We start from the raw sequence: 26,380 nt of genomic DNA, 5'->3' as shown, positions 1-26,380 counted from the left end.
AGCGGTGAGGCGAGTTATTCGGCGCCGGGCTTCAGGCAGTCCGGCATCTTGGCGAGCGGAAAGCCCTCGTATGGCACCGAGCGGGTGTGCTCTTCGAGCTTCCAGGTCTGGCGGGCGTTGGGCACCCCGCCGTCGACGCGAATGTAGGAACCTGTGATGTAGGCGGCACCTTCGGACAGCAGATAGACGATGGCCGACGAGACCTCGGCCTCGGTGCCGTAGCGTTGCAACGGCGCGGTTGTCATCAGGCTGCGGAACTTGGCCTTCATCTCCGGGCCGTAAGTGTCGAACCCGCTGCTGGCCACGAAGCCCGGCGCCACCGCGTTGACACGCACGCCCGACTGCGCCCACTCGCAGGCCGCGGTCTCGGTGAACGACAGCATGCCGGCGCGCGCCGCGCCGCTGTGCGCCATGGTCGGCATGCCCATCCACATGTCGGCAATGATGTTGACGATGGCGCCGCCATGCGCCTCCATCCACTGTGTGTAGGCCTCGCGCGAAACGAGAAAGCCACCATGCAGGTTGTTGCGCACCACCGCGTCCCAGCCCTTCAACGTGATGTCGCGCGCCGGCTGCGGGTACTGGCCGCCGGCGTTGTTGACCAGACCGTCGATGCGGCCGTGCGCAGCGAGCACGTCGGTGATCATCTGCTTGACGCCCGCCTCGTCGCGGATATCACACGAATGAATGCTCAGCTTCGTGCCCGGGGCGGCAGCCTCGATCTCGGCCTGCACCGCCTGCAGCTTCTCGATCTTTCGCCCCACCAGCGCGACCGCGGCGCCGAGGCTGGCGAGTTCGTGCGCGGTGCAGCGACCGATGCCGCTGCCTCCGCCGGTGACGACGACCGTCTTGCCGGCAAACAGGCCGGGGCGGTAGACGGAACGGTAGCGGTTGTCGATCATGGAGATCCTTTCGATGATGCAGCCGGCTTCAGCATGAAATTGCCGTGGCCGGTGGCGATGGGTTTGTCGGGGCTGGACTGCCAGGCTTCGATGCGCAGGTGCGCGACCCGCTGGCCCTGCTTGACCATGAAGACGTTGGCGTAGACGTTTTCGGGTCGACCCGAGCGCAGGAAGTCGAAGCTGAAGTCGATCGTCTTCGGTAGCTCGCTGCTGTCCATGTGCCACAGCAGATAGAACAGGCCGGTGCTCTCCATGAAACCGCCGATGGCGCCGCCGTGCAGCGCCGGCAGGATCGGGTTGCCGATCAGCTTCTGGTCGAACGGCAGCGTGCAGCTGAACACGTCGCCCTTTACGTCGATCGACATGTTGAGAAAGCGGGCGTACGGGATCGTGTCCACCAGCGATGTCCAGTTTCCGGTGGCTCGCGCTGCGGCCACCACCTCGGAGAGTTTCATGGCTGGCCCGCCTTCTCGAGCGAGATTGGCGGGCCGCCGGTGAACATGAAGATCGCGATCGAGGTCGCGATCGGGTCATCAGGGGTGTCGTGATAGGCGCAGCCGCGCACGAAAGCCAGCTCCGAGCTGAGCTTGTAGCAGACCGCTCCGCCCAGCACGTCGCGATCGGGCGTCGCGGGCTTCAGGTAGTCGATGCGCAGATCGAGCGTTGCCATCGGCCGCAGTTCGCCCAGCCGGACGAAGATCGACAGGCCGAAGGCGACGTCCATCAATGCCGTGATCACGCCGCCGTGCAGCACGCGCGTCTCGGGATAACCGATCAGCTTCTCGGCATATGGCACCCGCAGCACGCACCAGTCGACACCAACATGGGCCAGCTCCAGGCCCAGTTCGCGGCTGTACGGCGAAATCCGGGTCAGCTGCCGCCAGCGTGCGTCAAGTGCACCGGACGGCGCGGCGGGAGTCGCGTTGGCGGCGTTGGTGTTCACAGTCGTTTCGCTACTTCTTCGAGCATCACTTCGGTGGCGCCGCCACCGATCGCCGCGACGCGCGCGTCTCGCACCATGCGTTCGATTGCGGCTTCGCGCATGTAGCCGAAACCGCCGTGAAACTGCTGGCAGTCATACAGGACCTTGTTGACGAGCTCGCCGCAAAGCGCCTTGACCATCGAGACTTCCTTGACGCACTCCCGGCCCTGCGCATCGAGCCAGGCGGCGTGGTAGACCAGCGCGCGCCCGGCCTCGACCTGCGCGGCGCGAATAGCCAGGCGCTGGCGAATCACCTGCTTGTCCCACAGACTGGCGCCGAAAGCCTTGCGCTCGCGCACGTAGTCCACCGTCATCTCGATCGCGCGCGCCGCTTCGCCCATCGCTGCCGCGCCGATCACCATCCGTTCGTTCTGGAAGTTGCGCATGATCTGGTAGAAACCCTTGTTCTCGCCACCCAGCAGATTGGCGGCCGGGATGCGGCAGTTTTCGAACACCAGTTCTGCGGTATCGCTGCTCAGCCAGCCACTTTTCTTCAGCGCGCGGCCGACCCGCAATCCCGGCGTGCCTTTCTCGACGATGAAGATCGAGATGCCGCGCGAGCCCTTGGCGGCCGGATCTGTCTTCGCGCCGACGAAGTACAGGTCACCATGCACTCCGTTGGTGATGAACATCTTGCTGCCGTTGATGACCCAGTCGTCGCCATCGCGCACCGCGCGGGTGCGGATGCCCGCCACATCGGAACCGGCATCGGGCTCGGTGACGGCGACCGCGCAGACCTTTTCGCCGCGGATCAGCGCCGGCAGGTAGCGCTGCAGCTGCTCGGGCGTTCCGAAGTTCACCAGGTGCGGCGAGGCCATGTCGGTGTGCACGGTGACGGTGACAGCGAACCCGCCGTAGGTGGAGCGGCCGAGCTCCTCGGCCAGGATTGCGCTGTACACGGTGTCCAGTCCAGAGCCACCGTATTGCTCGGGATAGCGGATGCCCAGGTAGCCCAGTTCGCCCATCTGGCGAATCACTTCGCGCGGCACCATTCCAGCCTCTTCCCAAGAGGCCGCGCACGGGACGATTTCCTGTTCGACGAAGCGGCGCAGGTTGTCGCGAAACTGCCGATGCTGCTCGGTGAAGTAGACCGGTTCGTTCATGAACTTTCCTCGGCTTCGATGACCAGCAGCAGATCGCCGCCGCGCACCGAATCACCTTCGCGGCAGCGCAACTCGGTAACCCGGCCGCTGACCGGCGCCGACAGGGAATTCAGCATCTTCATCGCCTCGAGCATCACCAGGGTGTCGCCGAGTCGCACGCTCGCGCCAAGGCTGACCCGCACCGATGTCACCAGCCCAGGCATCGGCGCACGCAGGCTGTTGCCGGTGTCGCTTTCCGTGACCTCGCTGCGGTTGCGCGCATGCCGAATGCGATCCCCGCGCGTCCAGCAGTGGATGCCTTCAGGGCCCGACAGCCATACGCGTTCAGTCCCGCTTTCCTGCACACGCAAGAATCGATGACTTGCGCTGCGACCGTCGCATTCAACATCCAGCTGCACGCCGTCGAGCCGGCCGGCGAACTGAAAACTGCGCTCGCCGACCTGCACCAGCCAGCGGTTGCCGCGGGCCTGCACGAGTGACTGGTGCAGCGTGCGTGACGCGTCCTCGAGCAGCACCGGCACACCCGATCGGACCGCATCGTCGCCCACCCGCCAGGCGCCCAGCGCCTGCCACGGCGACGCCGAATAGGGTGCTTGCGCGGCCAGCGCGCAACCCAGCGCGGCGATGGCGTGGGCCTCGACAGCATCGCCGCGCGGGCGCCAGCCGTCAGGGAAGCTGCGCTCGATGTAGTTGGTGCTGAGCATGTCGGCAAACGCTGGCGCGCGCAGCAGGTCGGCCAGGAAGCCAAGGTTGCTGCGCACGCCCAGCAACTGATACTGATCCAATGCTGTGGCCAGGCGCCGCGCGGCCTGTCCGCGGTTGTCGGCAAAGGCGATCACCTTGGCCACCATCGAGTCGTAATACGGGGTCACGCGGCTGCCCTCGCGCACGCCGCTGTCGACGCGAATGCCCTCACCGGTGGCTTCGCGGTAGCCCGCGATGGAGCCGACCTCGGGCGCGAAGCCGGCGGCTGGATCCTCCGCACAGATCCGTGCCTCGATGGCCCATCCGCGCTGTGACAGGTCCTTCTGTTCGAAGCCCAACGGCTCGCCGGCGGCAACCCGCAACTGCCACTCGACCAGGTCAATGCCCACAGTCGCCTCGGTGACCGGGTGCTCGACCTGCAGCCGGGTATTCATTTCCAGAAAATAGACGGCGCCGCTGCGCGCGTCGTGAATGAACTCGATGGTGCCGGTGCTGTCGTAGCCGATGGCCCGACCGATCGTCAACGCATGCGCATGCAACGTGTCGCGAAGCACATCGTCAAGGTGGGCTGCCGGCGCCTCCTCGATGACCTTCTGGTGGCTGCGCTGGATCGAGCATTCGCGCTCGAACAGGTGCAGCAGATTGCCGTGCCGGTCGCCCAGCAACTGCACCTCCAGGTGACGCGGTTCCTCGAGATAGCGTTCGAGCAGAACGCGGTCGTCGCCGAACGAAGCTGCGGCTTCACGGCGCACCGTGTCCAGTGCGGCGCCGAACTGATCGGCCGCTCGCACGACCCGCATGCCCTTGCCGCCACCGCCAGCCGATGCCTTGATCAGCAGCGGATAGCCGACCCGCCCGGCCGCGTCGGCCAGCAACGCATCACCCTGGTCATCGCCGTGGTAGCCGGGCACCACGGGCACACCGTGCTCGATCGCGATGCGCTTGGATTCGATCTTCGAGCCCATGCGCCGGACGGCGTCGCGCGAAGGGCCGACAAAAGTGATGCCCGCCTGCTCACAGGCATCGATCAACGCCAGACTCTCGGACAGGAACCCGTAACCCGGGTGTACCGCCTGCGCACCGCTGGCCTGCGCAGCGGCGACGATGGCGGCGGCATCGAGGTAACTGCGCGCAGCATCCGCTGGCCCGATGCGCCGCGCGGTGTCGCAGCTTGCAACATGCAGTGCGTCGCGGTCTGCGTCCGAATAGACCGCCACCGTGCGCAGCCCGAGACGACGCGCCGTGCGTGCAACGCGGCAGGCGATCTCTCCTCGGTTCGCGATCAGCAGGGTGTCAAACATCGTGTGTGCCAAAAGCCGCTCAGCTGTTGTGCCAGGCCGGCGGGCGTTTGGCGAAGAAGGCTGCGATGCCTTCACGTCCCTCGTCGGTTTCCCAGGCGTCGGCCAGCTTGTCCGCGGCGTAGATCATGCTGGTGGGCAAATCGTGACCGTGCACATAGCTGACCAGCTTCTTGGTTGTCGCCACTGCACCGGGGGCACACTGCAGAAGGTAAGCCAATTCGCGCTCGACGGCCGCGTCGAGCTGATCGCCAGCCACCACCTCCGAAAGCAACCCGAGGCGGTGCGCCTCGGCAGCGGTCATTCGCTTGGCGCTGAGGAAGGTTCGCCGTGCGTTCGCCTCCCCCATGCGTGCCACCACGTAGGGGGCGATATTCGCCGGCAGCAGGCCGAGGCGCACTTCGGTCAGACAGTAGATCCCGCTGTCGACCGCAACCGCAATATCACAGACCGAAATCATGCCGACACCGCCGCCGTAGGCCGGGCCGTTGACGCGGCCAATCAGCGGCATCGGCAGCTGGTTCAGAGCACGCAGCATCAGCGCCAGCTCGGTGCTCTCGGCGACGCGCTCGGCGCGCGTCTTGTTGATGTTCTGCTGCATCCAGCCGAGGTCGCCACCGGCGCAGAAGGTCTTGCCGGCACCTGTCAGCACCACGGCTCGCAGATCAGCGGTCTTGCCCAGCCAGTCGGCGGCCTGATGCAACTCGACGATCAGCGTTGCGTTGAGGGCGTTGTGGGTATCGGGCCGGTTCAGCGTGAGCCGAGCCACGCCGCGGCCATCGATCTCGAGCAGCAGGGTTTCGAAGCTGGGTGTCTTCATCATTCGGCCTATCACATGCGATAGACGGGTGTGGCGGTCTTGGGCAGCACGCGCCGCGTCGTCAGCGCCAACGTCAACGCCAGCACACTGCGGGACTGGGACGGCGCGATCAGCCCGTCATCCCAAAGCCGGGAGGTCGCGTAGTAGGGATCTGACTGGCGGCCATATTGCTCGCGCACGGCGCGTTCGGTCTCCGCCAGCCGCGCCTCGTCGGCCGCGCCGCGCATGTTGGTGCGCGCCAGCTCCAGCATCACGTTGCTGGCGATGTCGGCGCTCATCGTGGCAACCTTCGCGCTCGGCCAGGCGAATACGAACTCGGGCTCGAAGCCGCGCCCGCACATGCCGTAGTTGCCAGCGCCGTACGACCCGCCGACGATCAGCGTGATCTTCGGCACGCGTGCGCACGCCATCGCATAGACCATCTTGGCGCTGTGCTTGGCGATCCCCGCGCGTTCGGCCTGCGTGCCAACCATGAAGCCGGCGATATTCTGCAGGAACAGCAGCGGCACGCCGCGCTGATTGGCCAGTTCGATGAAGTGCGCCCCCTTCAGCGCAGCCTCTGCGACGAGCGCGCCGTTGTTCGCCAGGATAGCCACCGGCTGACCGTGAATTGCACCGAAACCGCAGACCAGATTGGCACCCCAGTCCGGCTTGAACTCGTGCAATTCACTGCCGTCGACCAGACGGACGATGATCTCGCGCGCGTCATAGGGCTGCTTGGGTTCGTCCGGCACGACGGCGTCAAGTTCGGCCGGGTCATGCAGCGGCGGCCGCGCTGTCAGCGTGGGTGCAGGCAGCGGCGCTGGTGGCAGACTGGCGACGATCTCGCGCAGCCGCGCCAGCGCCTGCGGTTCGTCCGCGGCAAGATGGTCATTCACACCCGACACCAGGGTGTGCATCTCGGCGCCGCCCAGGGTTTCGCCGTCGACGGTCTCATTGATCGCGATCTTGACGATGGAGGGCCCGCCGAGGTGGATGCGCGCATTGCCGCGCACCATCACCACTTCATCGGAAAGGGCCGGGATGTAGGCCCCACCGGCGGTGCAGCCGCCAAACACGACCGAGAGTTGCGGGATACCGTCTTGCGACATGCGACATTGCTGGAAGAAGCAGTTGCCGAAGTGGTCGCGATCGGGAAACACACGATCCTGCTCGGGCAGGAAGGCACCGCCGCAATCCACCAGATAGAGACAGGGCAGACGCAGGCGCCAGGCGATCTCCTGCGCGCGGCGGTGTTTCTTCACCGTTTCGTGGAAGAAGGAACCGCCCTTCACAGTGGCGTCGTTGGCGATGAACATGCACGGCTGCCCGGCAACGATTCCGATGCCGGTGACGATGCCCGCCCCCGGGACGTCATTGCCGTACTGACCCCAGGCGGCCAGCGGCGAAAGCTCGAGAAAAGCACTGGCATCGTCGACGACGAAGTCGATTCGTTCGCGCGCCAGCAGCTTGCCGCGTTCACGATGGCGCTGGATGTGGGCGTCACGCCCACCGCTTGCAGCCGCAGCCAGACGTTCGTGCAGAAGCTGAAGCTGCTGCTGTCCCGCGGCCGATGCGCGAGCCCCCGGTCGCAGGTCCAGGCGACTGCGGATTACGGCCATGCGCCCATCCGATGAAACGCGGTGACCAATGACCGAAGTGAAAGAGAACTCTGCACGCTCAATCTGTTGCGCTCCTGTTTCAGCTTGCCCCAGCAGCAGCCGCGGGTGCGTGCAGTCTTCAGACGCGCCCCATTGCGGCCCAGGCATGCGAATCGATCTTAGCATCAAACAGACGTTAGTTAGCTGGAATTCTCGACAGCGGCAGCAGCGCCGACAGCGTCACCAGCGCAGTGGCGGCGAAGGCCGCACTGAAGGTCGCACCCAGCGCGACGACCAGACTGAACAGGGCCGGGCCGGCAACGTATGCCGACAGCAACAGCAAGGTGGCCCCGGTCATCGTTTCATTCAATCTGTCTCTCGGCGACAGTCGCGCCACCTCCGCAAACTGCACGCCGTTCCAGCTCGCCACCGTCAGGCCGGCCAGCACCGCAAGCGCGACCACACTCCAGGCAGGCCAAGCCGCTGTGCAAAAGGCCAATGCGAGGGTGGTCAGGCTCGATCCAACAACTGCCCAGCGCAGAACCCGCAGCCCACCGCCGAGACGGTCGGAGATGAATCCGGCCAGAGGCCTGCCGAGCACGCTGACCCCTTGCATCAATGCAAACAACGCACCGGCCGCCGTCAGCGACCAGTGCAGTTCGACCACCAGATAGGTAACCAGGAAGGCGAACCAGGCGCTCTGACCGGCCCCCAGGCAGCCTCCAGCCAAGCCGACGCGGCGCAGCGCCGGCATCGCCACCAGCACGGCCAATGGTTTGCGCAGATTGCTCGGCGTCAGGAACATCTTCCAGTGCAAAGCCAGGTCACGCTCGCGCCCGGCATCGACGCGGCCTCGCAAGGGCTGCACGGCAAGCACGGTGATGATCCCGATGACCGCCGATATCGCCACCGCGGCGGCTATGCCCAGCCGCTGCGACGCCCATGGCAGCAACAGGCCGGCAATTACGCCACCGAGTGGAACACCCGCCTGCTTGACAGAGAACAACAGGTTGCGGTGCCGCTGCGGTGCGAAGCGCTGCAGTACATCCATGCCGGCCGACGACGGCGGACCGATCGAGATGCCGATCATCAGGCTGCCGAGCAACAGTGCCGACGGAGCCGGAACAGCGCTCAACAGCGCGCCGAGCACACCGATGCTCAGCCCGACCTGCAGGTTGCGCATTGAGCCAAGACGCCGCAGCAGCGGCAGCCCGAGCAGCAATGACACGATAGAGCCGCCGGTGATCAGAGCCGAAAGATAACCCACGCTCTCGACCGGCAAGCCGATGCGCGGCGCCAGCATCGGTGCCAGGGTCGGCGCAATGCGAGACAGGAACGACACTGCGGTCTGCACGGCCAGCATCGCAAGCAGTGGTCCGACCCATTCGGAATCGGGGGCGGCGACGGTGGGTAGCGAACCTGGTGGCGTAGCGTCGCTCATCCGCCGGCCCCCGACATGCTGCCCGAGACCGGGTATCTGGCGCTGATCGACGCGGCGGCCAACGCGCTCAGACGCGCATCGAGGTCAGCGTGCCGCTGTGCATCAGATGGCCGTTCAGCGGCCGGCCGATGATTCGCTCGGCCAGACGCGACGCCTCGACCAGGAGCTCCAGATCGATGCCGGTGGAGATGCCGAGCTCTTCGCACATGAACGCCATGTCCTCGGTGCATACATTGCCGGCGGCCGATCCATGCTTGTGACCAGCAAACGGGCAACCACCGAGCCCGGCCACCGAACTGTCGAACAGTTCCACACCCATCTGCAACGCGGCATAGACATTCGCACCACCGAGGCCGCGGGTATCGTGCAGGTGCAGGCCGATGCGCGCCTGTGGCACGATCTCGCGCACCGCACCGATGCGGCGCTTGATTTCCTCCGGGTTTGCCCAACCCATGGTGTCAGCCAGATAGAAGGCCGGAAACGGGATCTGCCGGTCGGCGCAGACATCGGCCAGCCAGCGCACCACATCAGTCACCGCCGACACCGGCACCGGGCCGCCGAGGTTGCAGCCAAAGGCAGTCACGACATACGCCTGCTCGAATCGGATGCCCAACGAGATATAGCGGTCGATCCAGGCCAACTGGCGCTCCCGGTTCTCGGCTACGCTGCAGTTGTTGTTGCGTTGCGAGAAGGGCTCGGTGACATAGAACACGATCTTGCCGTCGAGATCGACCTGCTCGCAGGCACGGGCACGCTCGAAGCCGTTGTCGTTCAGCCAAAGGGCGGTATAGCGGGTGCTCGGCCGCTTCTTCAGCGACGCGAACAACTCGGGCGCGTCGGCCATTTGCGGAACCGCCCGCGGGCTCACAAATGAAGCACATTGCACCTGCTGGAGCCCCGAACCAGCAAGCGCGTCGATCAGTTCCAGACGGTCGGCCAACGGGAATATCGACTTCTCCATCTGGAAGCCTTCACGCGGCCCCTCCTCGTGAAACTCGACACGGCGCGGAAAAGAATTCATTGGGGCGCTCCTTCAGATTGACCTTCGCGGTCACGGTTTATTCAGTCGGCAGCCTATGCTGCAGCGGCCACTTCCGCAAGCACCTGGTGGCGTTCAACCATGTCACCAACCGCGCAGCGCACATCCGCCACCGCGCCGTCGAACGGCGCGCTCACGTGCAACTCCATCTTCATTGACTCAAGCACGATCACGGTCTGCCCCGCCGTAACGGCTTCGCCGGCTGCCGCGTTGATCGCCACCACTTTGCCCATCATCGGCGCCAGCAGCAGGCCGCCAACCTCGTCAGCGCCGATCGCCCCGCCGAGATAGGGAGTGCACTCGAACACGCTGCGTCCGAGCGGGCTCGTCAATTCAATACCGGCTGCATCTCCTGCCAGCGCCAATTCGAGCGTGCGGCCGCCAAAGTGCAGCAGCCGGTGACCGCTCGTCAGCGCCGGCAGCTCAGCCAGGGAAGCCCGCTCGGTGCGTTCGCCGATCTGCAGATCGACACCACCATCCGGCAGCAGAGCGCCAAACCGCACCGGCCATTCGACGCTCCCGCTCTTTAGCACAACACCGGGCAGCAGCGCCGGTACGCTCGCACCTGTGCCCAGCCGCCAGCCGGTGAAGCCTTGCAACTGGCTCCAGCAACCGAGCGCAGGCGTTGCCACGCGTTGCAGGGCGAACCAGTGCAGCGCTGCGGCGGCGACGTGCTCAGCCGGCACTTCGGGCACTTGGCGGGTTGTCGAGGACGTCGCAAACGCTTCGTCGATCAGTCTTGTATGGAAGCTGCCGTCGATCGTCTGCGGCCAGTGCAACAGTTCGTGCAGGAACTGCAGGTTGGTCGTCAGACCGATCACCGTGCTGTCGCGCAGACCAGCGGCCAGAGCGCGCCGGGCTGCTTCGCGGTTGGCACCGTGCGATACCAGCTTGGCAATCATCGAGTCGTAGAACGGCGTGATTTCGTCGCCGCTTTCGACCCCCGACTCAATGCGCACCGCGGCGCGCGAAAAGTCCACGCGCTGCAGTCGCCCGGTCGTCGGCAGGAAGCCTGCTTCAGCGTCTTCGGCACACAGTCGCGCCTCGAAGGCATGGCCTTGGCAGCGCACCTCGGCTTGCGTCAGCGGCAGCTGGCCGGTGTCGGCGATGCGCAGTTGCAGTTCGACCAGGTCCAGCCCCGTCACTTCTTCGGTAACCGGATGCTCGACCTGCAGGCGCGGATTGACCTCGAGGAAAAAATGCCTGTCGTTGGTGACAACAAACTCGACTGTCCCCAATCCACGGTAGTTGACCCCGCCGGCGAGCTTCACCGCATCGGTCAGCAGACGTCCCCGCAGCAGCGGCGGCAAGCCCGCGCTCGGCGCTTCCTCGATGACTTTCTGATGGCGGCGCTGCAACGTACATTCGCGCTCGAACAGGTGGATTGCCTGGCCTTGGCCATCGCCCGCTATCTGCACTTCGACATGGCGAACCTGCGGCAGGTAGCTTTCGACAATCAGCTCACCATTGCCAAACGCCTTCTCCGCTTCTCGCATCGCGCTTTCGACCCGTGCCTCGATGCCATCGAGTGTCTCGATCACCGCCATGCCGCGGCCACCGCCGCCGGCCACAGCCTTCAGCAGCAGCGGCAGCGGCATCCCGGTGACCATTCGCAACACTGCAGCCGAGTCGCTCATGCCGCCTTCGCTGCCAGCGATCACCGGCACGCCAAGTCGTGCGGCCTCTCGCTTGGCCTGCGCCTTGCCGCCCAGGCGTTCCATGGTCTCGGCCGTCGGTCCGATGAATATCAGTCCGGCGGCGTCGAGCGCGCGCACGAAGTCCGGGTTCTCGGAGACAAAACCGAAACCAGGATGCACCGAATCGGCGCCAACCCGGCGCGCGGCGGCCACCAGCGCGTCAATGCGCAAATAGCTGTCGGACGGCGCAGCACCACCAAGTTCGACCGACTCTCCGATCTCGCGCACATGGCGCGCATCGCGGTCGGCGCTGGAGTGAACGGTCGCGACCTTCAAACCGAGTCGACGGCAGGTCCGTGCGATGCGGCAGGCAATCTCGCCCCGGTTGGCGATCAAAACCTTCTGGATACGTTGCATTTCAGTCCCGACGGGCCGCCCCAAGGGGCTGAGGCGCTCCCTCGGGGGGAGCGAACAAGGTGAGCGTTGGGGTGGTCATGTCAAAAGCGGAAGATGCCGAACGGGGTGGGCTTCGGTGCCGTGCGAGAAGCCAGATCGAGCATCAGTCCCATCACGTCGCGCGTCTCGACCGGATCGATGATGCCGTCGACCCACAGGTTGGAGGAGAAATTGTCGGCCGGCTGGAATTCTTCGTAGACCTTGCGCACCGGGGCCTTGAATGCTTCCTCCTCGGCGGGCGTCCATTCGCGGCCTTCGGACTTGTTGATCTGCCGCCGAACCAGGGCCATCACGGTCGCCGCCTGCTCCGGGCCCATGATCGCGGCGCGCGCATTCGGCCAGGCGAACATGGCCGTCGGATTGAAGGGCCGGCCGCACATCGCGAGGTAGCCCGCACCGTACGACGCGCCGATGATGATGGTGTACTTGGGCACGTTGGCCGAGGCCATCGCGGTGATCATCTTGGCGCCTGCCTTGGCGATGCCCGACTGCTCGGCGGCGCGCCCGACCATGAAGCCGGTGACGTCAGCCATGAACAGCAGCGGGATGTCGCGCTGGCAGCACAGATCGATGAAGTGCGCCGCCTTCATCGCGCTTTCTGGAAACAGCACACCCTGATTGGCGAGGATTCCGATCTCGTGGCCGTGGATGCGCGCGAAGCCGGTCAGCAGTGTGTCGCCATACAGTGGTTTGAACTCTTGGAAGCGGCTGTCGTCGACGAATCGGGCCAGGATTTCGCGCGTGTCGGTGGGAATTTTTGGGTCGCGGCTGATCAGTCCGTGGATCTCGCGCGGGTCGAAGCGCGGCGGCAGGCTGGCCTGCCGGGTCCAGCGCGGCTGCGGTGTCTCGCCGAGTTCACGCACGATTTCACGCGTCATTGCCAAGGCATGGCGATCGTCGTTCGCAATGTGGTCGGTGACGCCGCTGATGCTGCAATGCATTTGCGCACCGCCCAGCGATTCGGCGTCGACGGTCTCGCCGGTTGCCGCGAAGGTGAGCTCTGGCCCGCCCAGGTACATGAAGCCCTGTTCCTTGACGATCACGATCTCGTCACAAAGCGCGGGGATATAAGCCCCACCCGCTGTGCACGGCCCCAGCACCACGGCAATCTGCTGAATGCCCTCGGCCGACATGCGGACCTGGTTGTTGAAGATGCTGCCGAACTGGCCGACGTCAGGGAAGATGTTGGCCATATCGGGAAGGAATGCGCCGCCACTGTCCACCAGGGTGATGCAAGGCAAACGATGCGCCCAGGCGATCTGCTGCGCACGCACATGCTTCTTGCACGTCATCCCGTAGTAGGTGCCACCCTTCACGGTGGCATCGTTGGCGATGATCATGCATGGGCGGCCTTGCACCAGGCCGATCCCGGTGATGATGCTGGCGCCGGGCGGCACGCCGTCGTAGAGACCTTCGCCAGCCAGCATCCCGAGTTCGAGGAAAGGCGAGCCCGGGTCGAGCAGCACTTCGACACGATCTCGCGGCAGGATCTTGTTGCGCGCCAGATGTTTGTCGCGCGCCTTTTGCGGGCCGCCCGCCAGAGCCGCGCGACGCCGCTCGTGCAAATTGGCTACCAGGTCTTCGTAGGCGTGGCGGTTGAGCTTGAACTCAGGGTCGGAGGCGGACGCGCGTGATGCAAGAATTGTCATCTGTTGCTCGAGTTCACGACTTGAACACCGGAGGACGACGGGCGCGAAAAGCAGCCAAGCCTTCGCTGACATCTTCGCCCATCAATTCGCGCGCCACCACGTTCACCTCAAGCTGCAAACCCTCCTCGAGGCTGCGGCCCATGCCCTGCCGGGCCAGGCGCTTCATGGTTGCCAGGCCGACACGACTGCGGGTGGCGAGCTTGGCGCAATATTCCAATGAAGCTTCGCCCAGCTTGTCGGGCTCGACGACATAATTGATCAAACCCCATTGCAACGCCGTCTGCGCATCGATCCAGCGCGCGCTGAACAACATGTCCAGCCCGCGACGCAGGCCCACCATGCGAGGAAACCGCTGCGAGCCTCCCCAGCCGGGAACCAACCCGTACTGGGCGTGCTGATCTCCAATCCGAAAATCACTGGACGCGAAGATCACGTCGCAAGCCAGCATCAACTCGCTGCCACCTGCCAGGGCCAGGCCCTGGCAAGCCGCCACAACGGGCAATTCGCTGGCCTCAAAACGGCTCAATATCTTGTGACCCAGCGCCAAGAAACGGTCGACCTTGTCGGCGTCGCCACGCAGCCCCTCGACCTCTTCCAGATCGGCGCCGGTGCAGAAGTTCTTGCCCTGGGCGCGAATCAGGACGGCCCGCACACCTGAGCCTGCCGCTTCAAATTCGTCGAGCGCGCCAGCGATCGCTTCATGCACCGTCATCGACAGACAATTGAACTTGTCCGGCCGCGCCAGCTCGATCACACCGACGGCGCCGACTCGACTGACCAGAATGGACGGCGCGGCGCTCACTTGCGGTTCTCCGCCGCGTACTGCACGGCCATCCGGCCAGCGCGTTCGCGTGCCACAATCAGTTTCATCACCTGGGCGGTGCCGTCGCCGATCTCCAGACCCATGACGTCGCGCAGGCGCTGTTGGTGCGGCAGATCCTTGGACCAACCGTAGTGACCGAAGGTCAAGATGCATTGATGTATCGCGTCGAACGCGGTCTTCGGGCCCATCCACTTGACCATCGCCGATTCGGCCGTGTGCGATTGGCCGGCATCGCGCAGCGCCAAGCCGTGGTAACACAGTTGGCGGCAGGCTGACAGCAGCGTCTCGAACTCAACGATCGGAAACGACACGCCCTGGTACTGGACGATCGGAGCTCCCATCGCCTGGCGCTCCTTCATGTACTCCCAGGTTTCGTCGATCGACGCCTGGGCCGCGGCCACGCATTGCAGCGCAATCAGGATCCGACTGAAGTCGAAACCCTGCATCACCTGCGTGAAGCCCTTGCCCTCTGAGCCCATCAGGTTCTCGGCCGGCACCCGCACATCATCGAAGAACACCGAGCCGCGGCCAATGATCTTGCTGCCCACGTCGTTGAAGCGCGTGCGCTGGATGCCGGGAGAGTCCATCGGCACGAGAAATGCGCTGATGCCCCGTGCGCCGTCTTCGGGTTTGCCAGTGCGCGTGAACAGCACGATAGCGTCGCACTGGTCGGAGAAACTGATCGACGTCTTTTCTCCGGACAGGATGAAATCCTTGCCATCGCGGCGCGCTTTTAGTTGCAGGTTGGCTGCATCAGAACCACCGCGCGGCTCGGTCAGACCGAGACCGATGATGGCATCTCCGGCTACCAAACGGCTGTTCCAATGGCGCGCCAGTTCCGGATTGGCGTTGCGATGCACGATGGCACCCATCAGTGAGCCCAGCAACTGCAAGTAACTGATGTTGAAATCGGCGTAAGCAATTTCTTCGGTGATGATCCCCGATGTGACGCCGCTCTGTCCGAGACCGCCGTACTCTTCCGGCAGATCGACCCCGATCAGACCGAGCGCGCCGATTTCCTTCATCAGCACCCGATCGAATCCCCCTTCTGCCTCGCGCGCCTGGTAGTGCGGCGCGAGTCTTTCACGGGCAAAGCGGCGGGCGACATCGCGCAGTGCGATCTGGTCTTCGGTCAACAACATGTTGTTCATCTCCTTGCGTGGCAGTTGATTGATCCTGGACGGCGGGTACTGCGGGCCGCGCCACCCGACCGGCAACCACCTCGGCATTCAGCACTTGTCTGTCCGACCGGTTTGAGCGTATCATATCGAACATACGTTAGTTAGTCATCATCATTCTGTACGGAACCCAAGGTCGAGAGATCATTTTGATACCATTTCCGAATCACATGCACCCTGACTGACCACCACCATGGCCACCAAGACCCGCGACAAGCCCCTGCCCGTCGAAGCGGACTCCGCCACACGGGAGCGAATCCTGCTCGAGGCTGCGCGCCTGTTCCGGCACCACGGCTATTCGGCGACGACGCTGCGCGAAGTGGCTGACGCGTCGGGCATCAAGGCCGGCAGCATCTATTACCACTTCGAATCAAAAGAGCAGATTCTTGGCGAAGTGCTCGACAAAGGCATCCAGATCGTGGCAGATACCGTGCACCAGCGGGTCGAAGCTCTGCCCAAAGATGCCCCCGCCCGCGAACGCGTGGCCGCCGCGATCGAAGGACATCTCTGGGGTCTGCTGCATCACGGGGATTTCACCTCCGCCAACATTCGCGTCTACGGCCAGATTCCGCTGGCCGCGAAGAACCGGCATCGCAAGATCCGGCGCGACTACGCCGACTATTGGGATCGACTGCTCGACGATGCGCTGAACCGCGGAGAGTTGCGTTCCGACAGCAGCACCGCAATCATTCGCCTGTTCGTGATCGGCGCGATGAACTGGACGGTCGAGTGGTACAACCCGCAGAAGGGCTCATTCCAGGATTTCGTCAAGCAGATCAAGGCCATCGTCTTCGATGGCACGTTCGTTGGAAAATAGTGTGAGATGAGCGTCAAACCAGGTTGGGAGGGGCGGTTTTTCGAGGACTTCAACGCGGGCGACGAATACCGTCACCCGTTGGGGCGCACGCTCACTCAGCAGGACAACATCTGGTTCACGCTGTTGACACAGAACGTGGCGGCGGTGCATTTCGACGAGCACTACGCAGCGCGCACCGAGTTCGGTCGCCCGCTGGTCAATTCTTGCCTGACCTTGGCCCTCGTCACCGGGCAATCGGTGATCGACGTGTCGTACAACGTGTTCGCCAACCTCGGCTGGGATGAGGTTCGCCTGCCCAAGCCCGTATTCGAGGGCGACACGATCTACTCACGCTCATTCGTGCTCGACAAGCGCGAGTCCGCTTCGCGACCGAAGCTGGGAGTCATCACGGTGGCCACCGAGGGTTTCAATCAGGACGCCGTGGTGGTGTGCACGTTCAAACGAACCTTGCTCGTCTACAAGCGTGGCATGGCGCCCGACCGCACACCCCCCGTGCCCGCACCAATAATCTGAACGATGCGCCGTCGGGCGTCGAAACAACGTGAAACCTGAACAACTGCTTGAGCGCTTCGGCCCGCGCGAAGCCATCGACTACGACGTGGTGGTTGTGGGCGCCGGCCCCGCCGGCCTGGCCACCGCGATCCGCCTCAAGCAACTGAACGCCAATCTGTCGGTGGTGGTCATCGAAAAGGGTTCGGAACCCGGCGCCCACATTCTGTCAGGCGCGGTGATGGATCCGCGCGCACTGACTGAGTTGCTGCCCGACTGGCAAGCCCAGGGCGCACCGCTCACCCAGGCCGTCAGCGGCGACGACGTGCTCTTTCTGTCTGAACGCGGTGCCCTTCGCACGCCGAACTGGCTGGTGCCGCGCAATCTGCACAATCACGACTGCTACGTCATTTCGCTTGGCAACGTGGTGCGCTGGCTGGCCCAGCAGGCCGAAGGGCTGGGTGTGGAAATCTTTGCCGGCTTCGCTGCGGCCGAGGTTCTCTACGACGAGCAGGGCAGCGTGCGCGGCGTGGTCAGCGGTCACATGGGACTTGGCAAGGACGGCGAGCCGACTGCTGCGTTCCAGCTTGGCATGGAACTGGTGGGCAAGTACACGGTGTTCGCCGAAGGTGCACGCGGGCACCTGGGCAAGCAGTTGATCGCCCGCTACAGGCTCGACGAGGGCAAGGATCCGCAAACCTTCGCGATCGGTATCAAGGAGCTGTGGGAGGTCGATCCCGCTCGCGCCAAGCCGGGTCTGGTGGTGCATACCGCTGGCTGGCCAATGCAGGGCGATACCTTCGGCGGCGGCTTCCTCTACCACCTGGGCGACAACAAGGTGACGCTCGGCTTCGTGATCGGCCTGGACTACAGCAATCCGCATCTGAGCCCGTTCGAAGAGATGCAGCGCTGGAAGTTGCACCCTGCCATCCGTGCCCATATTGAAGGTGGCAAGCGCATTGGTTATGGTGCGCGCGCCATCAACAACGGCACGCCGCAGACCCTGCCGACGACCGTCTTCCCGGGCGGTGCGCTGGTGGGCTGTGATGCGGGATACCTGAATGCAGCCCGCATCAAGGGCAGCCATGCAGCGATCAAGAGCGGCATGTTGTGCGCCGAGGCGCTGGCGCCGGCACTGGCGGCCGGCCGTCAGCGCGACCAGTTGCTGGCCTATCCACTGGCCTTTGAAGCCAGTTGGCTGAATGCCGAACTGCAGCAATCCCGCAATTTCAAACTCTGGTTCAAGAAAGGCAAGTGGGTCGGCAATCTGATGACCGGCGTCGAGCAATGGCTGTTGCCGAAACTCGGCGTGACCAGCCCGCCGTGGACTCTGCATGGCAACAAGCGCGACCACGAGTGCCTGCTGCCTGCCGACCAGGCTGCGCAGATCGACTATCCGAAGCCAGATGGCAAGCTGAGCTTCGATCGCCTGTCGTCGGTGTTCATCAGCAACACCAACCACGAAGAGAACCAGCCGGCCCACCTGACGCTGAAAGATGCGGCGCTGCCGGTGCAACTGAATCTCGCCCGCTACGGCGGGCCCGAAAGCCTCTATTGCCCCGCCGGCGTCTACGAGTTCGTCCGCGACGATCAGCAGAACGACCGTTTACAGATCAATGCGCAGAACTGCGTGCATTGCAAGACCTGCGATATCAAGGATCCTGCGCAGAACATCGTCTGGGTCACGCCAGAGGGCGGCGGCGGCCCCAACTATTCCGGGATGTGAAGACTGCGCATGGCTGACGAACCCAAATTCGGGCTGAATGAAGCCACGCTGGCCGGCTTGCCGCGGGTGTTCGAAGAAGGCCTGTTCAACGACCAGGTGGTGATGGTCTCCGGCGCAGGCAGCGGCATCGGCAAGGCGATCGCATTCCTTTACGCACGGCTGGGCGCCAAGCTGGTGATCTGCGGTCGCAACCGCGACAAACTCGACGCCTGCGAGCCCTGGCTGCGCGAGCTGGGCAGCCCCGACGTGTTGGTGCATTCAACCAACATCCGCGAGCCCGATGCGGTTCAGCGGCTGCTGGCCGCCACCTACGATCACTTCGGTCGCCTGGACGTGCAGGTGAACAACGCCGGCGGCCAATTCCCGAAGGCCGCACTCGACATCAGCCCGAACGGCTGGAAGGCGGTGATCGACAACAATCTCAACGGCACCTGGTACATGATGCACGAGGCCGCGAAATATTGGCGTGACACCGGCAGCCCGGGCAGCATCGTCAATATCGTCGTCACCTTTCAGCGTGGCTTTCCCGGCGTCGCGCACACCTGCGCCGCGCGCGCGGCGGTGACCTATCTTTCCAAGACGGTGGCCGTCGAATGGGCGCAATACGGGATTCGGGTCAACTGCGTCGCGCCAGGTGTCATCGAAAGCAGCGGCTTCGAGCAGTATTCAGCCGAAGCGCGGCAGCAGTTTCCACGCGGAAATCCGATGCTGCGCCAGGGCGATGTCCAGGACATCGCCCATGCGGTGATCTACCTCACCGCGCCATCGGGCAAATTCATCACCGGCGAACTCCTGAACGTCGACGGTGGAGGCCTGCTTTGGGGTGAGTTATGGACGATTCCAAAACCAGCCTATTTCACGGCAGAGCAAACAGAATGACGGCTGCGACTGCTGAACCGAGATTCGGTCCGGGGGACGACGCCCTGGCCAAGCTGCCGACGGTCTTTCGCGACGATCTTTTCGCCGGCAAGGTGGTGCTGGTGAGTGGCGCAGGCAGCGGCATCGGCAAGGCGATCGCATTCCTGTGCGCACGCCTGGGTGCCACGCTGGCGATCTGCGGCCGCAAGATCGAAGCCCTGGAGGATTGCGCCGCCAAGCTGCGAGTGCTCTCCGGACAAGAGGTCTTCGTGCACCCCATGACGATCCGCGACCCGGCGCAGGTGGAGAGCCTCCTCGACGCGGTCTGGGAACGCTTCGGCGGCATCGACATACTCGTCAACAACGCCGGCGGGCAGTTTGCCGCCCACGCGATGGACTTCACCAACAAAGGCTGGAACGCGGTCATCGATACCAACCTCAACGGCACCTGGTACATGATGCAGGGCACCGCGCGCCGCTGGGTCAAACAAGGCAAGCGTGACGGCAACATCGTCACCATCGCCGCCGCAGTCGATCGCGGCCTGCCAGGCATGGCACATACGGCGGCCTCGCGGGCCGGAGTCATTGCGCTGTCCAAGACCTTGGCCGTCGAGTGGGCCGAGCACGGTATTCGCGTCAATTGCATCGGGGCTGGCGCCATCGAAAGCAACGGCTTCAACAATTACAAGGACGAGAACGTCGGCGGACTGTTCCGCACCAACCCGATGCTCAAGGCCGGCGACGTGCAGGACATCGCCGAGGCTGTAATCTATCTCAGCGCACCTTCGGGCAAATACATCACCGGCGAAGTCATCAATCTCGACGGCGGCATGGTGTTGTGGGGCGAGTTTTGGCCGGCCGGCATGCCCGACTACTTCAAGCCGCCGCAATAGCGCCGCCTCGGCGACCTCGACGCTGCCACGCATCGAGGTGGCGAATTGCGCTCAACCAGGCTGCGCGCCTCCGGAGCGAATGACTCCGGCGCGAACCAGTTCATCGAGTTCGCCTGGATCAATGCCCCAGCGCAGCACCTGCGCCAACGCACCATCATCGGCAGAATGCGGCGCGTGCGGCAGTCCGGCAGGCGTTCCACTGAAGCGCGGCACCGGTGCCGGTTGAATCACACCATCAACTTCGACAAAGGTGACACGCGCCCGGTGGTGTGGATGGTGTGGAGCTTCAAGTGGTGCCAGAACCGGCGCAAAGCAGGCATCACTCCCCTCCAGCAGTTCGCACCACTGCGCCTGCGTGCGGGTTGCAAAAAGTTCGACCAGCCGCGCCTTGGTCTCGGGCCAGCGCGACTTGTCATCGAAGTCGAATGCCGCAGCAGCCAGACCAAGACGCTGCAGCAGGACCTCGCGAAACTTTGCTTCGATCGGGGCCACCGAAACATACTCGCCATCAGCGCAGCGATAGACCTCATAGTGAGGCGCCCCGGAATCAAGCAGATTGGTGCCGCGCGGGCCGGTGTGCTGCCCGCTGGCCAGCATCCCGTACATCGAGGTCATCAGCATCGCGGCGCCATCAATCATCGCGGCATCGACCACTTGGCCGACCCCTGAGCGCTGCACGTTCCACAGCGCCGCGAGCATGCCGAAAGCCAGTACGAGGGCGCCGCCACCGAAGTCACCGACGAGATTCAACGGCGGCGTCGGCGCGCAGCCGGCGCGGCCCATGGCGTGCAAGGCACCCGACAGCGCGATGTAATTGAGATCGTGGCCGGCTACGGAGGCCAGCGGACCGGACTGGCCGAAGCCGGTGACCCGGCCATAGACCAGATTCGGTTGCCGGGCCATGCAGAGCTCAGGTCCCAGGCCGAGGCGCTCCATCGTGTTCGGGCGAAAGCCTTCGATGAGCGCATCGCTGCCTACGACCAGCCGACGCGCGAAGGCGACCCCCGAATCCTGCTTCAGGTCAACCGCAATCGAGCGTTTGCCGCGATTGAGCAGATCAAAACGCGGCGGCCGCTTGATACCCAGGCCACTGGGCAACAGCCGGTCCACGCGGAGCACTTCCGCGCCCAGGTCGGCGAGAAGCATGCCGCACATCGGGCCGGGTCCGATACCGGCAAACTCCACCACCTTCAGCCCGCTCAAGGGTCCGGTCGCCATCTTTGTTTCTCCATCAAGGCAAAGGCCGGCCGGTTGGCGCAAGCCGAACATGGTCTGTCCCGGTCGATCGGAGGTGCGTGCGGATCGTCGATGACGACACCGACACGGTCGGCGGCCGCACGCGCAATCCTATGCCGGCAGATCGGCGCGAAAGATGCCGCAATCACCGATTGACTGACAGCCGAACGCTTGTTAGTTTAACATCTCCGGAACAGCGCAATACGGCGAAGGCAGTACTCGTGAAGATCGAATCACCGCTCGGCGCCGCTGCACAACGGCGATCGAATTCCACCCACACCTTCAAAGAGCCAGGCTGAGGACATCATGAGCACACGCGGACTTTATTTCGAGGAATTTGTCGTCGGCCAGACGTTCAAGCATGCCGTGACCCGAACGGTGACGGAAACCGACAATCTCCTGTTCAGCGTGCTGACCCACAACACGCAGCCATTGCACCTGGACGAAGAATTCTGCAAAGGGACAATCCACGGGACGCGATTGGTCAACAGCATTTTCACGCTCGGGCTGGTCGTCGGGGTGGGTGTGACTGAACTGACACTGGGAACGACGCTGGGCAACCTCGGCTTTGAAGAAATCTCCTTCCCGAATCCGGTCAAGCTCGGCGACACACTGCGCGCCGAGACGGTGATCTCCGACAAGCGGGAATCCAAGTCCCGCACCGACAGCGGCATTGTTCATTTCGAGCATCGCGGCTACAACCAGCGCGACGAGTTGGTGTGCAGGGCCAAGCGCGCCGGACTGATGATGAAAAATCCCGCGCAGTGATTCAGCGCTGTGAGCTGAAATTTTTCGAGATCCGCCACGGGGGAGAAGAACTTCGGCGCTGAGCCGACCTTCAGGGGCCGTCCCGGCCCGGTGCGTCGGGGCTGATGCTGGCCACCGGCAACGTGACTGCCGGCATCAATGCGTGCTTCTCGGCGCTCACACATGAACTCGGCACCGGCGCAGCCCCCACTGCGCCAGCAGATTCCTACATCACGGAAAACCCAGATTGACATTCCACCGAACGTTTGTTAGTTTAATCCGATCGGAATGATCGAAAGGACCCCATGCTGATACGTTTTCCTCTTCTCGCATGCGCGCTGGCGCTTGCCATCGCCTCAGGCAGTGCAAACGCGCAGACCTACCCGAACAAACCCGTAAGGTGGATCGTGCCGTTCCAGCCCGGCGGTACCACCGACGTCATCGCGCGTCTGGTCGGTCAGAAACTGTCGGAGCAATGGGGTCAGGCGGTCATCGTCGAGAACCGACCCGGTGCAAGCGCGATCATCGGTACGCAGGCAGGTGCAATCGCGGCGGCCGATGGGTATACGATGACATTCGCCTACAACGGCAACATGACCATGAACCCGAACCTGTTCAGCAATTTGCCGTATGACCCGATCAAGGATTTCAGTCATGTCAGCATGATCGTCGGCACGCCCTTCGTCTTGGTGGTCAGCCCGATGGTTCCGGCGCAGACGCTGCAGCAGTTGATCGCGCTGGCAAAAGCAGCGCCAGGAAAAATGAATTTCGCCGTCGGAGGCGCCGCAGGTCAACTGTCGGTGGAGTTGTTCAAGTCACTGGCGGGCGTGGACATGCTCAACATTGCCTATAAGGGCAACGCGCCTTCGCTCAATGCGGTGCTGGCTGGCGAATCGAATGTCATGTTCGAAACGCTCAATGCCGCGCTGCCGCATATCAAGGCAGGCAAATTGCGTGCGCTGGGTGTCACCACGGCCACGCGATCCGTCTTGTTGCCCGACGTTCCGGCGATCGCCGAGGTCGTGCCGAATTACAGCGTCAACCTTTGGTTCGGGGCCTCGGTGCCCGCCGGAACGCCGCAGGAAATCGTCGACAAAATGAACTCGGACATGGCACGGGCTGCGCGCACGCCGGATGTCAAGGAGAGATTCGCAAGCCTCGGCCTGGAAGTGCTTGGCGGCACTCCGGAGCAAATCACGGCCATGATCAAGACCGAGATCAGCACCTGGGCGCGCGTCGTGCGCGACGCAAAAATTCCGGTCCAGTAGTTCCGGTAGTGCGAGGTGGCCCGTCGATCAGCCGATCAGCTAACGGAGCCCCTGGAACTGCAACTCCAATGCCTCGATTCGCGTATAGCCTTGCGGCCGGATTTAAATTCGTCGAACCGCGTAGCATCGCCATTGCAATCCGCGGGGCGACCCATTCGATCTGAACGCGTCGCTGCTTGCGCAACAGGCTTCAAGGCGTTGTCATCGCGGCGCTTGAATCTTTCTCGTACACGCGCCCGCTCGGAGTGCCCAGGATCGTGTCCGGTCCATCAGCCGCGGTTGCCCCGGCGCATAGTCAGCCGACACCATGTGCATGGTGCAGCGGTTGTCCCACAGCAGCAGGTCACCAACTTTCCAATTGTGTCGGTAGAGGGATTCGGGTCGTATCGAGTGCTGCCACAGATACCGCATCAGCCCACGGCTCTCCTCTTCCGTCATGCCGACAAACCGAAACGAAAGTGCCTCGCTGACATAAAGTGCCTTTGCCCGTTTCGGGGTGCACGCGCACCACTGGTTGGGCCACTGCCGGGTTGACGCGCTCCATCTCCGCCACCTGCTGCGGGTTGTGAGTTCGGAACGGCACATAACGGCTGATGTCATGCACCGCCTCCAGGCGTCTCCGCCGATGGCAGGGATTTCTCGACAATACAGGGCGCTGGCCATGGTCGGATGCGTCGTGAACGAATGGTCCGAGCGCCACAAACGCCCCGTCTCCTTGGTCTCGGACGGTTTTCCGCCAACCTGCTTGTTGGTGATCAGAAAAATCTCAGGTTGTTCGGCAAGTCGGTAACGCGGCAGGCTCTTGTGATCGTCCAACGGTCCCAGCCGCTGTCCAATTCAACCTGCTGCGCTGGTGTGATTTCCTGGCCACGAAACACCAGATGCGTCAGATCTCCGCAATGGTTCGATCATTCAGCTCCTCGCGCAAATCGAGCCCGCTGATTTCTGCGCCCAATGCATGCGACAGCTTCTTGACGCTCAATGCCATGACGGCCCCCATCCCAAAGTTTCAATTGCGGTTGCCAGTGCTGCCGGCCCGTTGCGGGAACGCCGCAGCCTCGATTCATGTACTGTAGTCCGCGCCGGTGCGATCGAGCATTCGCAACAGCGCCTGCCACTCCCGCTCGCCCTCCGGCGACATGCCACCTCTGGATAAATCGTCCGACCGGTCTCGATCGTGCTCTGCACCACCGATTCCGGCAGCGCATTCAGCCGTTGGCCACCCGCATGCCTTCTCGAGCCGGTTCGTGACGAAAGCCTCGCCGACGCTGCGTCCGGCGGCCAGCGTGCCATGATTGCGCAAAATCATGATGCGCTTGTCGCCAAGATCGGCCACCAGGCGCTTTTGCTCGTCAAGATTAAATGCCACGCCTTCATAGTCGTGGTACGCACTTGATCGTGGATCAGCAATGCGTTCTGGGTTATCGGCAACAGGCCGCACTCCTGAGTGGCCACGGCGCTGCCATCCCGCGTATGCAGGTGAAAGACGCACGCCAAGTCGCGACGGGCGGCGTGGATGCAGGAGTGAATCACGAACCCTGCCGGATTGATCGTGTCGCTGGTTTCGCTCAATACCCTGCCCAGATCGACCTTGACCAGGCTCGACGCAGTGACCTCCTCGAACCTGTTCTAGAGCGATGTTCGAAGATCGGCACTGATGGATCTGCTGTCTTGCGTCGGCCTGCGGTGCAGGTGGCGGGCTTGAGGTGCTTCCATCACGCGTAACTGAACCCAGCACTGCGCAGGTAGTAATGCATTCCGGAGTCCTGGGCGATCAGCACGCGCGCCACACCTTCGCCATCGTTGTGATGCGAATGCAGTTGCCCTGGTGGAGTGACGATGGCGGCGTGCGTATGCCAGTCGTGGCGCGCGCCGGCAATCATGCTGTGGCACTGGTCACCAGACAGCACCAGTGTCAGCGCGACCGAATTGTGCCGGTGCGGGCGCTGCGAACTGCCCGCCGGGAGCGAGTTGAGCGCGAGCATCAGGGCCGGGAAAGGCAGGCATCGCCTGACCATTCCGGTATCGCTCGAGAAGATGAACGCCGCATTGCCGTTGCTGGCACTGCCCTTCGCCAACTCCCGCTGCTGCGCCGCGGCCAGCGCCTTGTCAATGGCCGCCGCGCGAAAATGCAGCGCCCCCGCTGCGTGTGCCCGCTCGTCCGACGCCTGCACCCCGAGAAATGCTTGCAGGGGCTCGTCGGTCACGACCCAAAGCAGGCAGTCGTCAGCGCCCGCAGCGTGTCGCGTTGCACCGCCGCCGCCAAAGCAGAACACGTCGCCCTTCTGCCATTCAATCGTGTCACCACGATTGCTGCTGACGCCGGCGCCCGCAATGACATAGTAGGTTTCGCCGCCGGCCGTGAATTTGCTCGCCAGCGTCTCGCCCTTGCGCAGCTTGGCGTAGCGCGCCAGCATGACTGGTGTCGTGGCCGGCCATTCGCATTCGAGTGCTGCGCGATGGTCGAGCACCGTGAATCCCGTCGGCGCCTGCGGATCGAATGCGATGCGCATCTCGTCAATGAAGGCATGGGCTGCAAAGTCCGGTTGTGCTTGCAGGTAGTAGTTTTCACGTTCGACGAAGCGAGCCGCCTGCAAGGCCTTGTCCGTCTCAGTGGTTGCCTGGGCCATGGAGCCTCCTCAATAGGGTCTCAGAAACTACAAAACTAACAGTTGATTGGTTGTTTGTCGACGATTATGATACTCATGGAACGCCGAGATCACCTGCCGCCTG

The 26,380-nt window shown here is 63.7% G+C and carries 23 protein-coding genes and 1 pseudogene; 7 read left to right on the top strand and 17 right to left on the bottom strand.

All coding sequences use genetic code 11. The features are described from left to right. Nucleotides 1-14 precede the first annotated feature (14 nt). The 13 genes from ACNH6H_RS18770 to ACNH6H_RS18710 form a co-directional block, all read right to left on the bottom strand. A complete protein-coding gene (locus ACNH6H_RS18770) occupies nt 15-902 on the bottom strand; it encodes an SDR family oxidoreductase (protein ID WP_418319813.1) in 888 nt (295 codons plus the stop codon). Further along, on the bottom strand, nt 899-1,357 hold the full coding sequence (locus ACNH6H_RS18765; RefSeq protein WP_418319812.1) for a PaaI family thioesterase: 459 nt from the start codon (nt 1,355-1,357) through the stop codon (nt 899-901). The genes ACNH6H_RS18770 and ACNH6H_RS18765 overlap by 4 nt, the downstream gene beginning before the upstream one ends. After that, on the bottom strand, nt 1,354-1,845 hold the full coding sequence (locus ACNH6H_RS18760; protein ID WP_418319811.1) for a PaaI family thioesterase: 492 nt from the start codon (nt 1,843-1,845) through the stop codon (nt 1,354-1,356). Before ACNH6H_RS18760 ends, ACNH6H_RS18765 begins: the two co-directional genes overlap by 4 nt. Continuing rightward, complete coding sequence (locus tag ACNH6H_RS18755; RefSeq protein ID WP_418319809.1) at nt 1,842-2,987, bottom strand: acyl-CoA dehydrogenase family protein; 1,146 nt, start codon at nt 2,985-2,987, stop codon at nt 1,842-1,844. The genes ACNH6H_RS18760 and ACNH6H_RS18755 overlap by 4 nt, the downstream gene beginning before the upstream one ends. Continuing rightward, nucleotides 2,984-4,993 (bottom strand): acetyl/propionyl/methylcrotonyl-CoA carboxylase subunit alpha, encoded by a 2,010-nt coding sequence (locus ACNH6H_RS18750; protein WP_418319808.1) that lies wholly within the window; start codon nt 4,991-4,993, stop codon nt 2,984-2,986. Before ACNH6H_RS18750 ends, ACNH6H_RS18755 begins: the two co-directional genes overlap by 4 nt. 19 nt (nt 4,994-5,012) lie before the next feature. Next, nucleotides 5,013-5,810, bottom strand: a complete 798-nt coding sequence (locus ACNH6H_RS18745) for a crotonase/enoyl-CoA hydratase family protein (RefSeq protein WP_418319807.1) — start codon at nt 5,808-5,810, stop codon at nt 5,013-5,015. 11 nt (nt 5,811-5,821) lie between these two features. Then, the gene (locus ACNH6H_RS18740) at nt 5,822-7,411 is read right to left on the bottom strand and encodes a carboxyl transferase domain-containing protein (protein ID WP_418319805.1); all 1,590 of its coding nucleotides are present in this window, start codon (nt 7,409-7,411) and stop codon (nt 5,822-5,824) included. A 175-nt stretch (nt 7,412-7,586) separates the two neighbouring features. After that, nucleotides 7,587-8,753: an MFS transporter gene (locus ACNH6H_RS18735; protein WP_418319804.1), complete on the bottom strand. Its 1,167-nt coding sequence runs from the start codon at nt 8,751-8,753 to the stop codon at nt 7,587-7,589. A gap of 145 nt (nt 8,754-8,898) precedes the next feature. Continuing rightward, nucleotides 8,899-9,852 (bottom strand): hydroxymethylglutaryl-CoA lyase, encoded by a 954-nt coding sequence (locus ACNH6H_RS18730; RefSeq protein ID WP_418319803.1) that lies wholly within the window; start codon nt 9,850-9,852, stop codon nt 8,899-8,901. A gap of 53 nt (nt 9,853-9,905) precedes the next feature. After that, on the bottom strand, nt 9,906-11,924 hold the full coding sequence (locus ACNH6H_RS18725; protein ID WP_418319802.1) for an acetyl/propionyl/methylcrotonyl-CoA carboxylase subunit alpha: 2,019 nt from the start codon (nt 11,922-11,924) through the stop codon (nt 9,906-9,908). Nucleotides 11,925-12,004: 80 nt separating this feature from the next. After that, nucleotides 12,005-13,612, bottom strand: coding sequence for a carboxyl transferase domain-containing protein (locus tag ACNH6H_RS18720; RefSeq protein WP_418319801.1), 1,608 nt, complete (start codon nt 13,610-13,612; stop codon nt 12,005-12,007). A 13-nt stretch (nt 13,613-13,625) separates the two neighbouring features. After that, nucleotides 13,626-14,414 carry an enoyl-CoA hydratase/isomerase family protein gene (locus ACNH6H_RS18715; RefSeq protein ID WP_418319800.1) on the bottom strand — a complete coding sequence of 263 codons (789 nt, stop codon included), beginning with the start codon at nt 14,412-14,414 and terminating at the stop codon, nt 13,626-13,628. Next, on the bottom strand, nt 14,411-15,577 hold the full coding sequence (locus ACNH6H_RS18710; RefSeq protein WP_418321395.1) for an acyl-CoA dehydrogenase family protein: 1,167 nt from the start codon (nt 15,575-15,577) through the stop codon (nt 14,411-14,413). The genes ACNH6H_RS18715 and ACNH6H_RS18710 overlap by 4 nt, the downstream gene beginning before the upstream one ends. A gap of 229 nt (nt 15,578-15,806) precedes the next feature. On the opposite strand from ACNH6H_RS18710, the gene ACNH6H_RS18705 reads away from it, so the two are divergent. The 5 genes from ACNH6H_RS18705 (at nt 15,807) to ACNH6H_RS18685 (ending at nt 20,396) form a co-directional block, all read left to right on the top strand. Continuing rightward, on the top strand, nt 15,807-16,430 hold the full coding sequence (locus ACNH6H_RS18705; protein ID WP_418319799.1) for a TetR/AcrR family transcriptional regulator: 624 nt from the start codon (nt 15,807-15,809) through the stop codon (nt 16,428-16,430). 6 nt (nt 16,431-16,436) lie between these two features. Continuing rightward, nucleotides 16,437-16,943, top strand: coding sequence for a MaoC family dehydratase (locus ACNH6H_RS18700; protein ID WP_418319798.1), 507 nt, complete (start codon nt 16,437-16,439; stop codon nt 16,941-16,943). Between the two features lie 28 nt (nt 16,944-16,971). Further along, complete coding sequence (locus ACNH6H_RS18695; RefSeq protein ID WP_418319797.1) at nt 16,972-18,645, top strand: electron transfer flavoprotein-ubiquinone oxidoreductase; 1,674 nt, start codon at nt 16,972-16,974, stop codon at nt 18,643-18,645. A gap of 66 nt (nt 18,646-18,711) precedes the next feature. Beyond that, nucleotides 18,712-19,524, top strand: a complete 813-nt coding sequence (locus ACNH6H_RS18690; RefSeq protein WP_418319796.1) for an SDR family oxidoreductase — start codon at nt 18,712-18,714, stop codon at nt 19,522-19,524. Then, nucleotides 19,521-20,396: an SDR family oxidoreductase gene (locus tag ACNH6H_RS18685; RefSeq protein WP_418319795.1), complete on the top strand. Its 876-nt coding sequence runs from the start codon at nt 19,521-19,523 to the stop codon at nt 20,394-20,396. The genes ACNH6H_RS18690 and ACNH6H_RS18685 overlap by 4 nt, the downstream gene beginning before the upstream one ends. Before the next feature lie 51 nt (nt 20,397-20,447). Here the strand turns inward: ACNH6H_RS18685 and ACNH6H_RS18680 are convergent, their stop codons facing one another. Further along, nucleotides 20,448-21,665, bottom strand: a complete 1,218-nt coding sequence (locus tag ACNH6H_RS18680; RefSeq protein ID WP_418319794.1) for a CaiB/BaiF CoA transferase family protein — start codon at nt 21,663-21,665, stop codon at nt 20,448-20,450. Between the two features lie 273 nt (nt 21,666-21,938). Between ACNH6H_RS18680 and ACNH6H_RS18675 the strand changes: the two genes are divergently transcribed. Beyond that, nucleotides 21,939-22,400, top strand: coding sequence for a MaoC family dehydratase (locus ACNH6H_RS18675; RefSeq protein ID WP_418319793.1), 462 nt, complete (start codon nt 21,939-21,941; stop codon nt 22,398-22,400). Nucleotides 22,401-22,684: 284 nt separating this feature from the next. Beyond that, nucleotides 22,685-23,647, top strand: coding sequence for a Bug family tripartite tricarboxylate transporter substrate binding protein (locus ACNH6H_RS18670; RefSeq protein WP_418319792.1), 963 nt, complete (start codon nt 22,685-22,687; stop codon nt 23,645-23,647). A 201-nt stretch (nt 23,648-23,848) separates the two neighbouring features. Here the strand turns inward: ACNH6H_RS18670 and ACNH6H_RS18665 are convergent, their stop codons facing one another. The 3 genes and pseudogenes from ACNH6H_RS18665 to ACNH6H_RS18655 all read right to left on the bottom strand — a co-directional run bounded on the left by ACNH6H_RS18665 (nt 23,849) and on the right by ACNH6H_RS18655 (nt 26,277). Next, nucleotides 23,849-24,463, bottom strand: coding sequence for a TauD/TfdA dioxygenase family protein (locus ACNH6H_RS18665; RefSeq protein WP_418319791.1), 615 nt, complete (start codon nt 24,461-24,463; stop codon nt 23,849-23,851). Between the two features lie 247 nt (nt 24,464-24,710). Beyond that, a pseudogene (locus ACNH6H_RS18660) lies at nt 24,711-25,219 on the bottom strand (class II aldolase/adducin family protein). Between the two features lie 143 nt (nt 25,220-25,362). Further along, the gene (locus ACNH6H_RS18655; protein WP_418319790.1) at nt 25,363-26,277 is read right to left on the bottom strand and encodes a cupin domain-containing protein; all 915 of its coding nucleotides are present in this window, start codon (nt 26,275-26,277) and stop codon (nt 25,363-25,365) included. Between the last annotated feature and the right edge of the window lie 103 nt (nt 26,278-26,380).

The organism is Pseudideonella sakaiensis (genome assembly GCF_048320135.1).
Lineage (GTDB): Bacteria > Pseudomonadota > Gammaproteobacteria > Burkholderiales > Burkholderiaceae_C > Ideonella_A > Ideonella_A sakaiensis_A.
This window is presented reverse-complemented; position numbering and strand designations above follow the sequence as displayed.

Bases quoted from the DNA above. Each gene is read 5' to 3' on its own strand.
- ACNH6H_RS18740 (WP_418319805.1), bottom strand. From the start codon at position 7,411: ATGGCCGTAATCCGCAGTCGCCTGGACCTGCGACCGGGGGCTCGCGCA.
- ACNH6H_RS18670 (WP_418319792.1), top strand. From the start codon at position 22,685: ATGCTGATACGTTTTCCTCTTCTCGCATGCGCGCTGGCGCTTGCCATC.
- ACNH6H_RS18705 (WP_418319799.1), top strand. From the start codon at position 15,807: ATGGCCACCAAGACCCGCGACAAGCCCCTGCCCGTCGAAGCGGACTCC.
- ACNH6H_RS18720 (WP_418319801.1), bottom strand. From the start codon at position 13,612: ATGACAATTCTTGCATCACGCGCGTCCGCCTCCGACCCTGAGTTCAAG.
- ACNH6H_RS18725 (WP_418319802.1), bottom strand. From the start codon at position 11,924: ATGCAACGTATCCAGAAGGTTTTGATCGCCAACCGGGGCGAGATTGCC.
- ACNH6H_RS18710 (WP_418321395.1), bottom strand. From the start codon at position 15,577: ATGTTGTTGACCGAAGACCAGATCGCACTGCGCGATGTCGCCCGCCGC.
- ACNH6H_RS18750 (WP_418319808.1), bottom strand. From the start codon at position 4,993: ATGTTTGACACCCTGCTGATCGCGAACCGAGGAGAGATCGCCTGCCGC.
- ACNH6H_RS18700 (WP_418319798.1), top strand. From the start codon at position 16,437: ATGAGCGTCAAACCAGGTTGGGAGGGGCGGTTTTTCGAGGACTTCAAC.
- ACNH6H_RS18735 (WP_418319804.1), bottom strand. From the start codon at position 8,753: ATGCTGGCCGTGCAGACCGCAGTGTCGTTCCTGTCTCGCATTGCGCCG.
- ACNH6H_RS18675 (WP_418319793.1), top strand. From the start codon at position 21,939: ATGAGCACACGCGGACTTTATTTCGAGGAATTTGTCGTCGGCCAGACG.
- ACNH6H_RS18655 (WP_418319790.1), bottom strand. From the start codon at position 26,277: ATGGCCCAGGCAACCACTGAGACGGACAAGGCCTTGCAGGCGGCTCGC.
- ACNH6H_RS18755 (WP_418319809.1), bottom strand. From the start codon at position 2,987: ATGAACGAACCGGTCTACTTCACCGAGCAGCATCGGCAGTTTCGCGAC.
- ACNH6H_RS18685 (WP_418319795.1), top strand. From the start codon at position 19,521: ATGACGGCTGCGACTGCTGAACCGAGATTCGGTCCGGGGGACGACGCC.
- ACNH6H_RS18765 (WP_418319812.1), bottom strand. From the start codon at position 1,357: ATGAAACTCTCCGAGGTGGTGGCCGCAGCGCGAGCCACCGGAAACTGG.
- ACNH6H_RS18730 (WP_418319803.1), bottom strand. From the start codon at position 9,852: ATGAATTCTTTTCCGCGCCGTGTCGAGTTTCACGAGGAGGGGCCGCGT.
- ACNH6H_RS18680 (WP_418319794.1), bottom strand. From the start codon at position 21,665: ATGTTCGGCTTGCGCCAACCGGCCGGCCTTTGCCTTGATGGAGAAACA.
- ACNH6H_RS18770 (WP_418319813.1), bottom strand. From the start codon at position 902: ATGATCGACAACCGCTACCGTTCCGTCTACCGCCCCGGCCTGTTTGCC.
- ACNH6H_RS18745 (WP_418319807.1), bottom strand. From the start codon at position 5,810: ATGAAGACACCCAGCTTCGAAACCCTGCTGCTCGAGATCGATGGCCGC.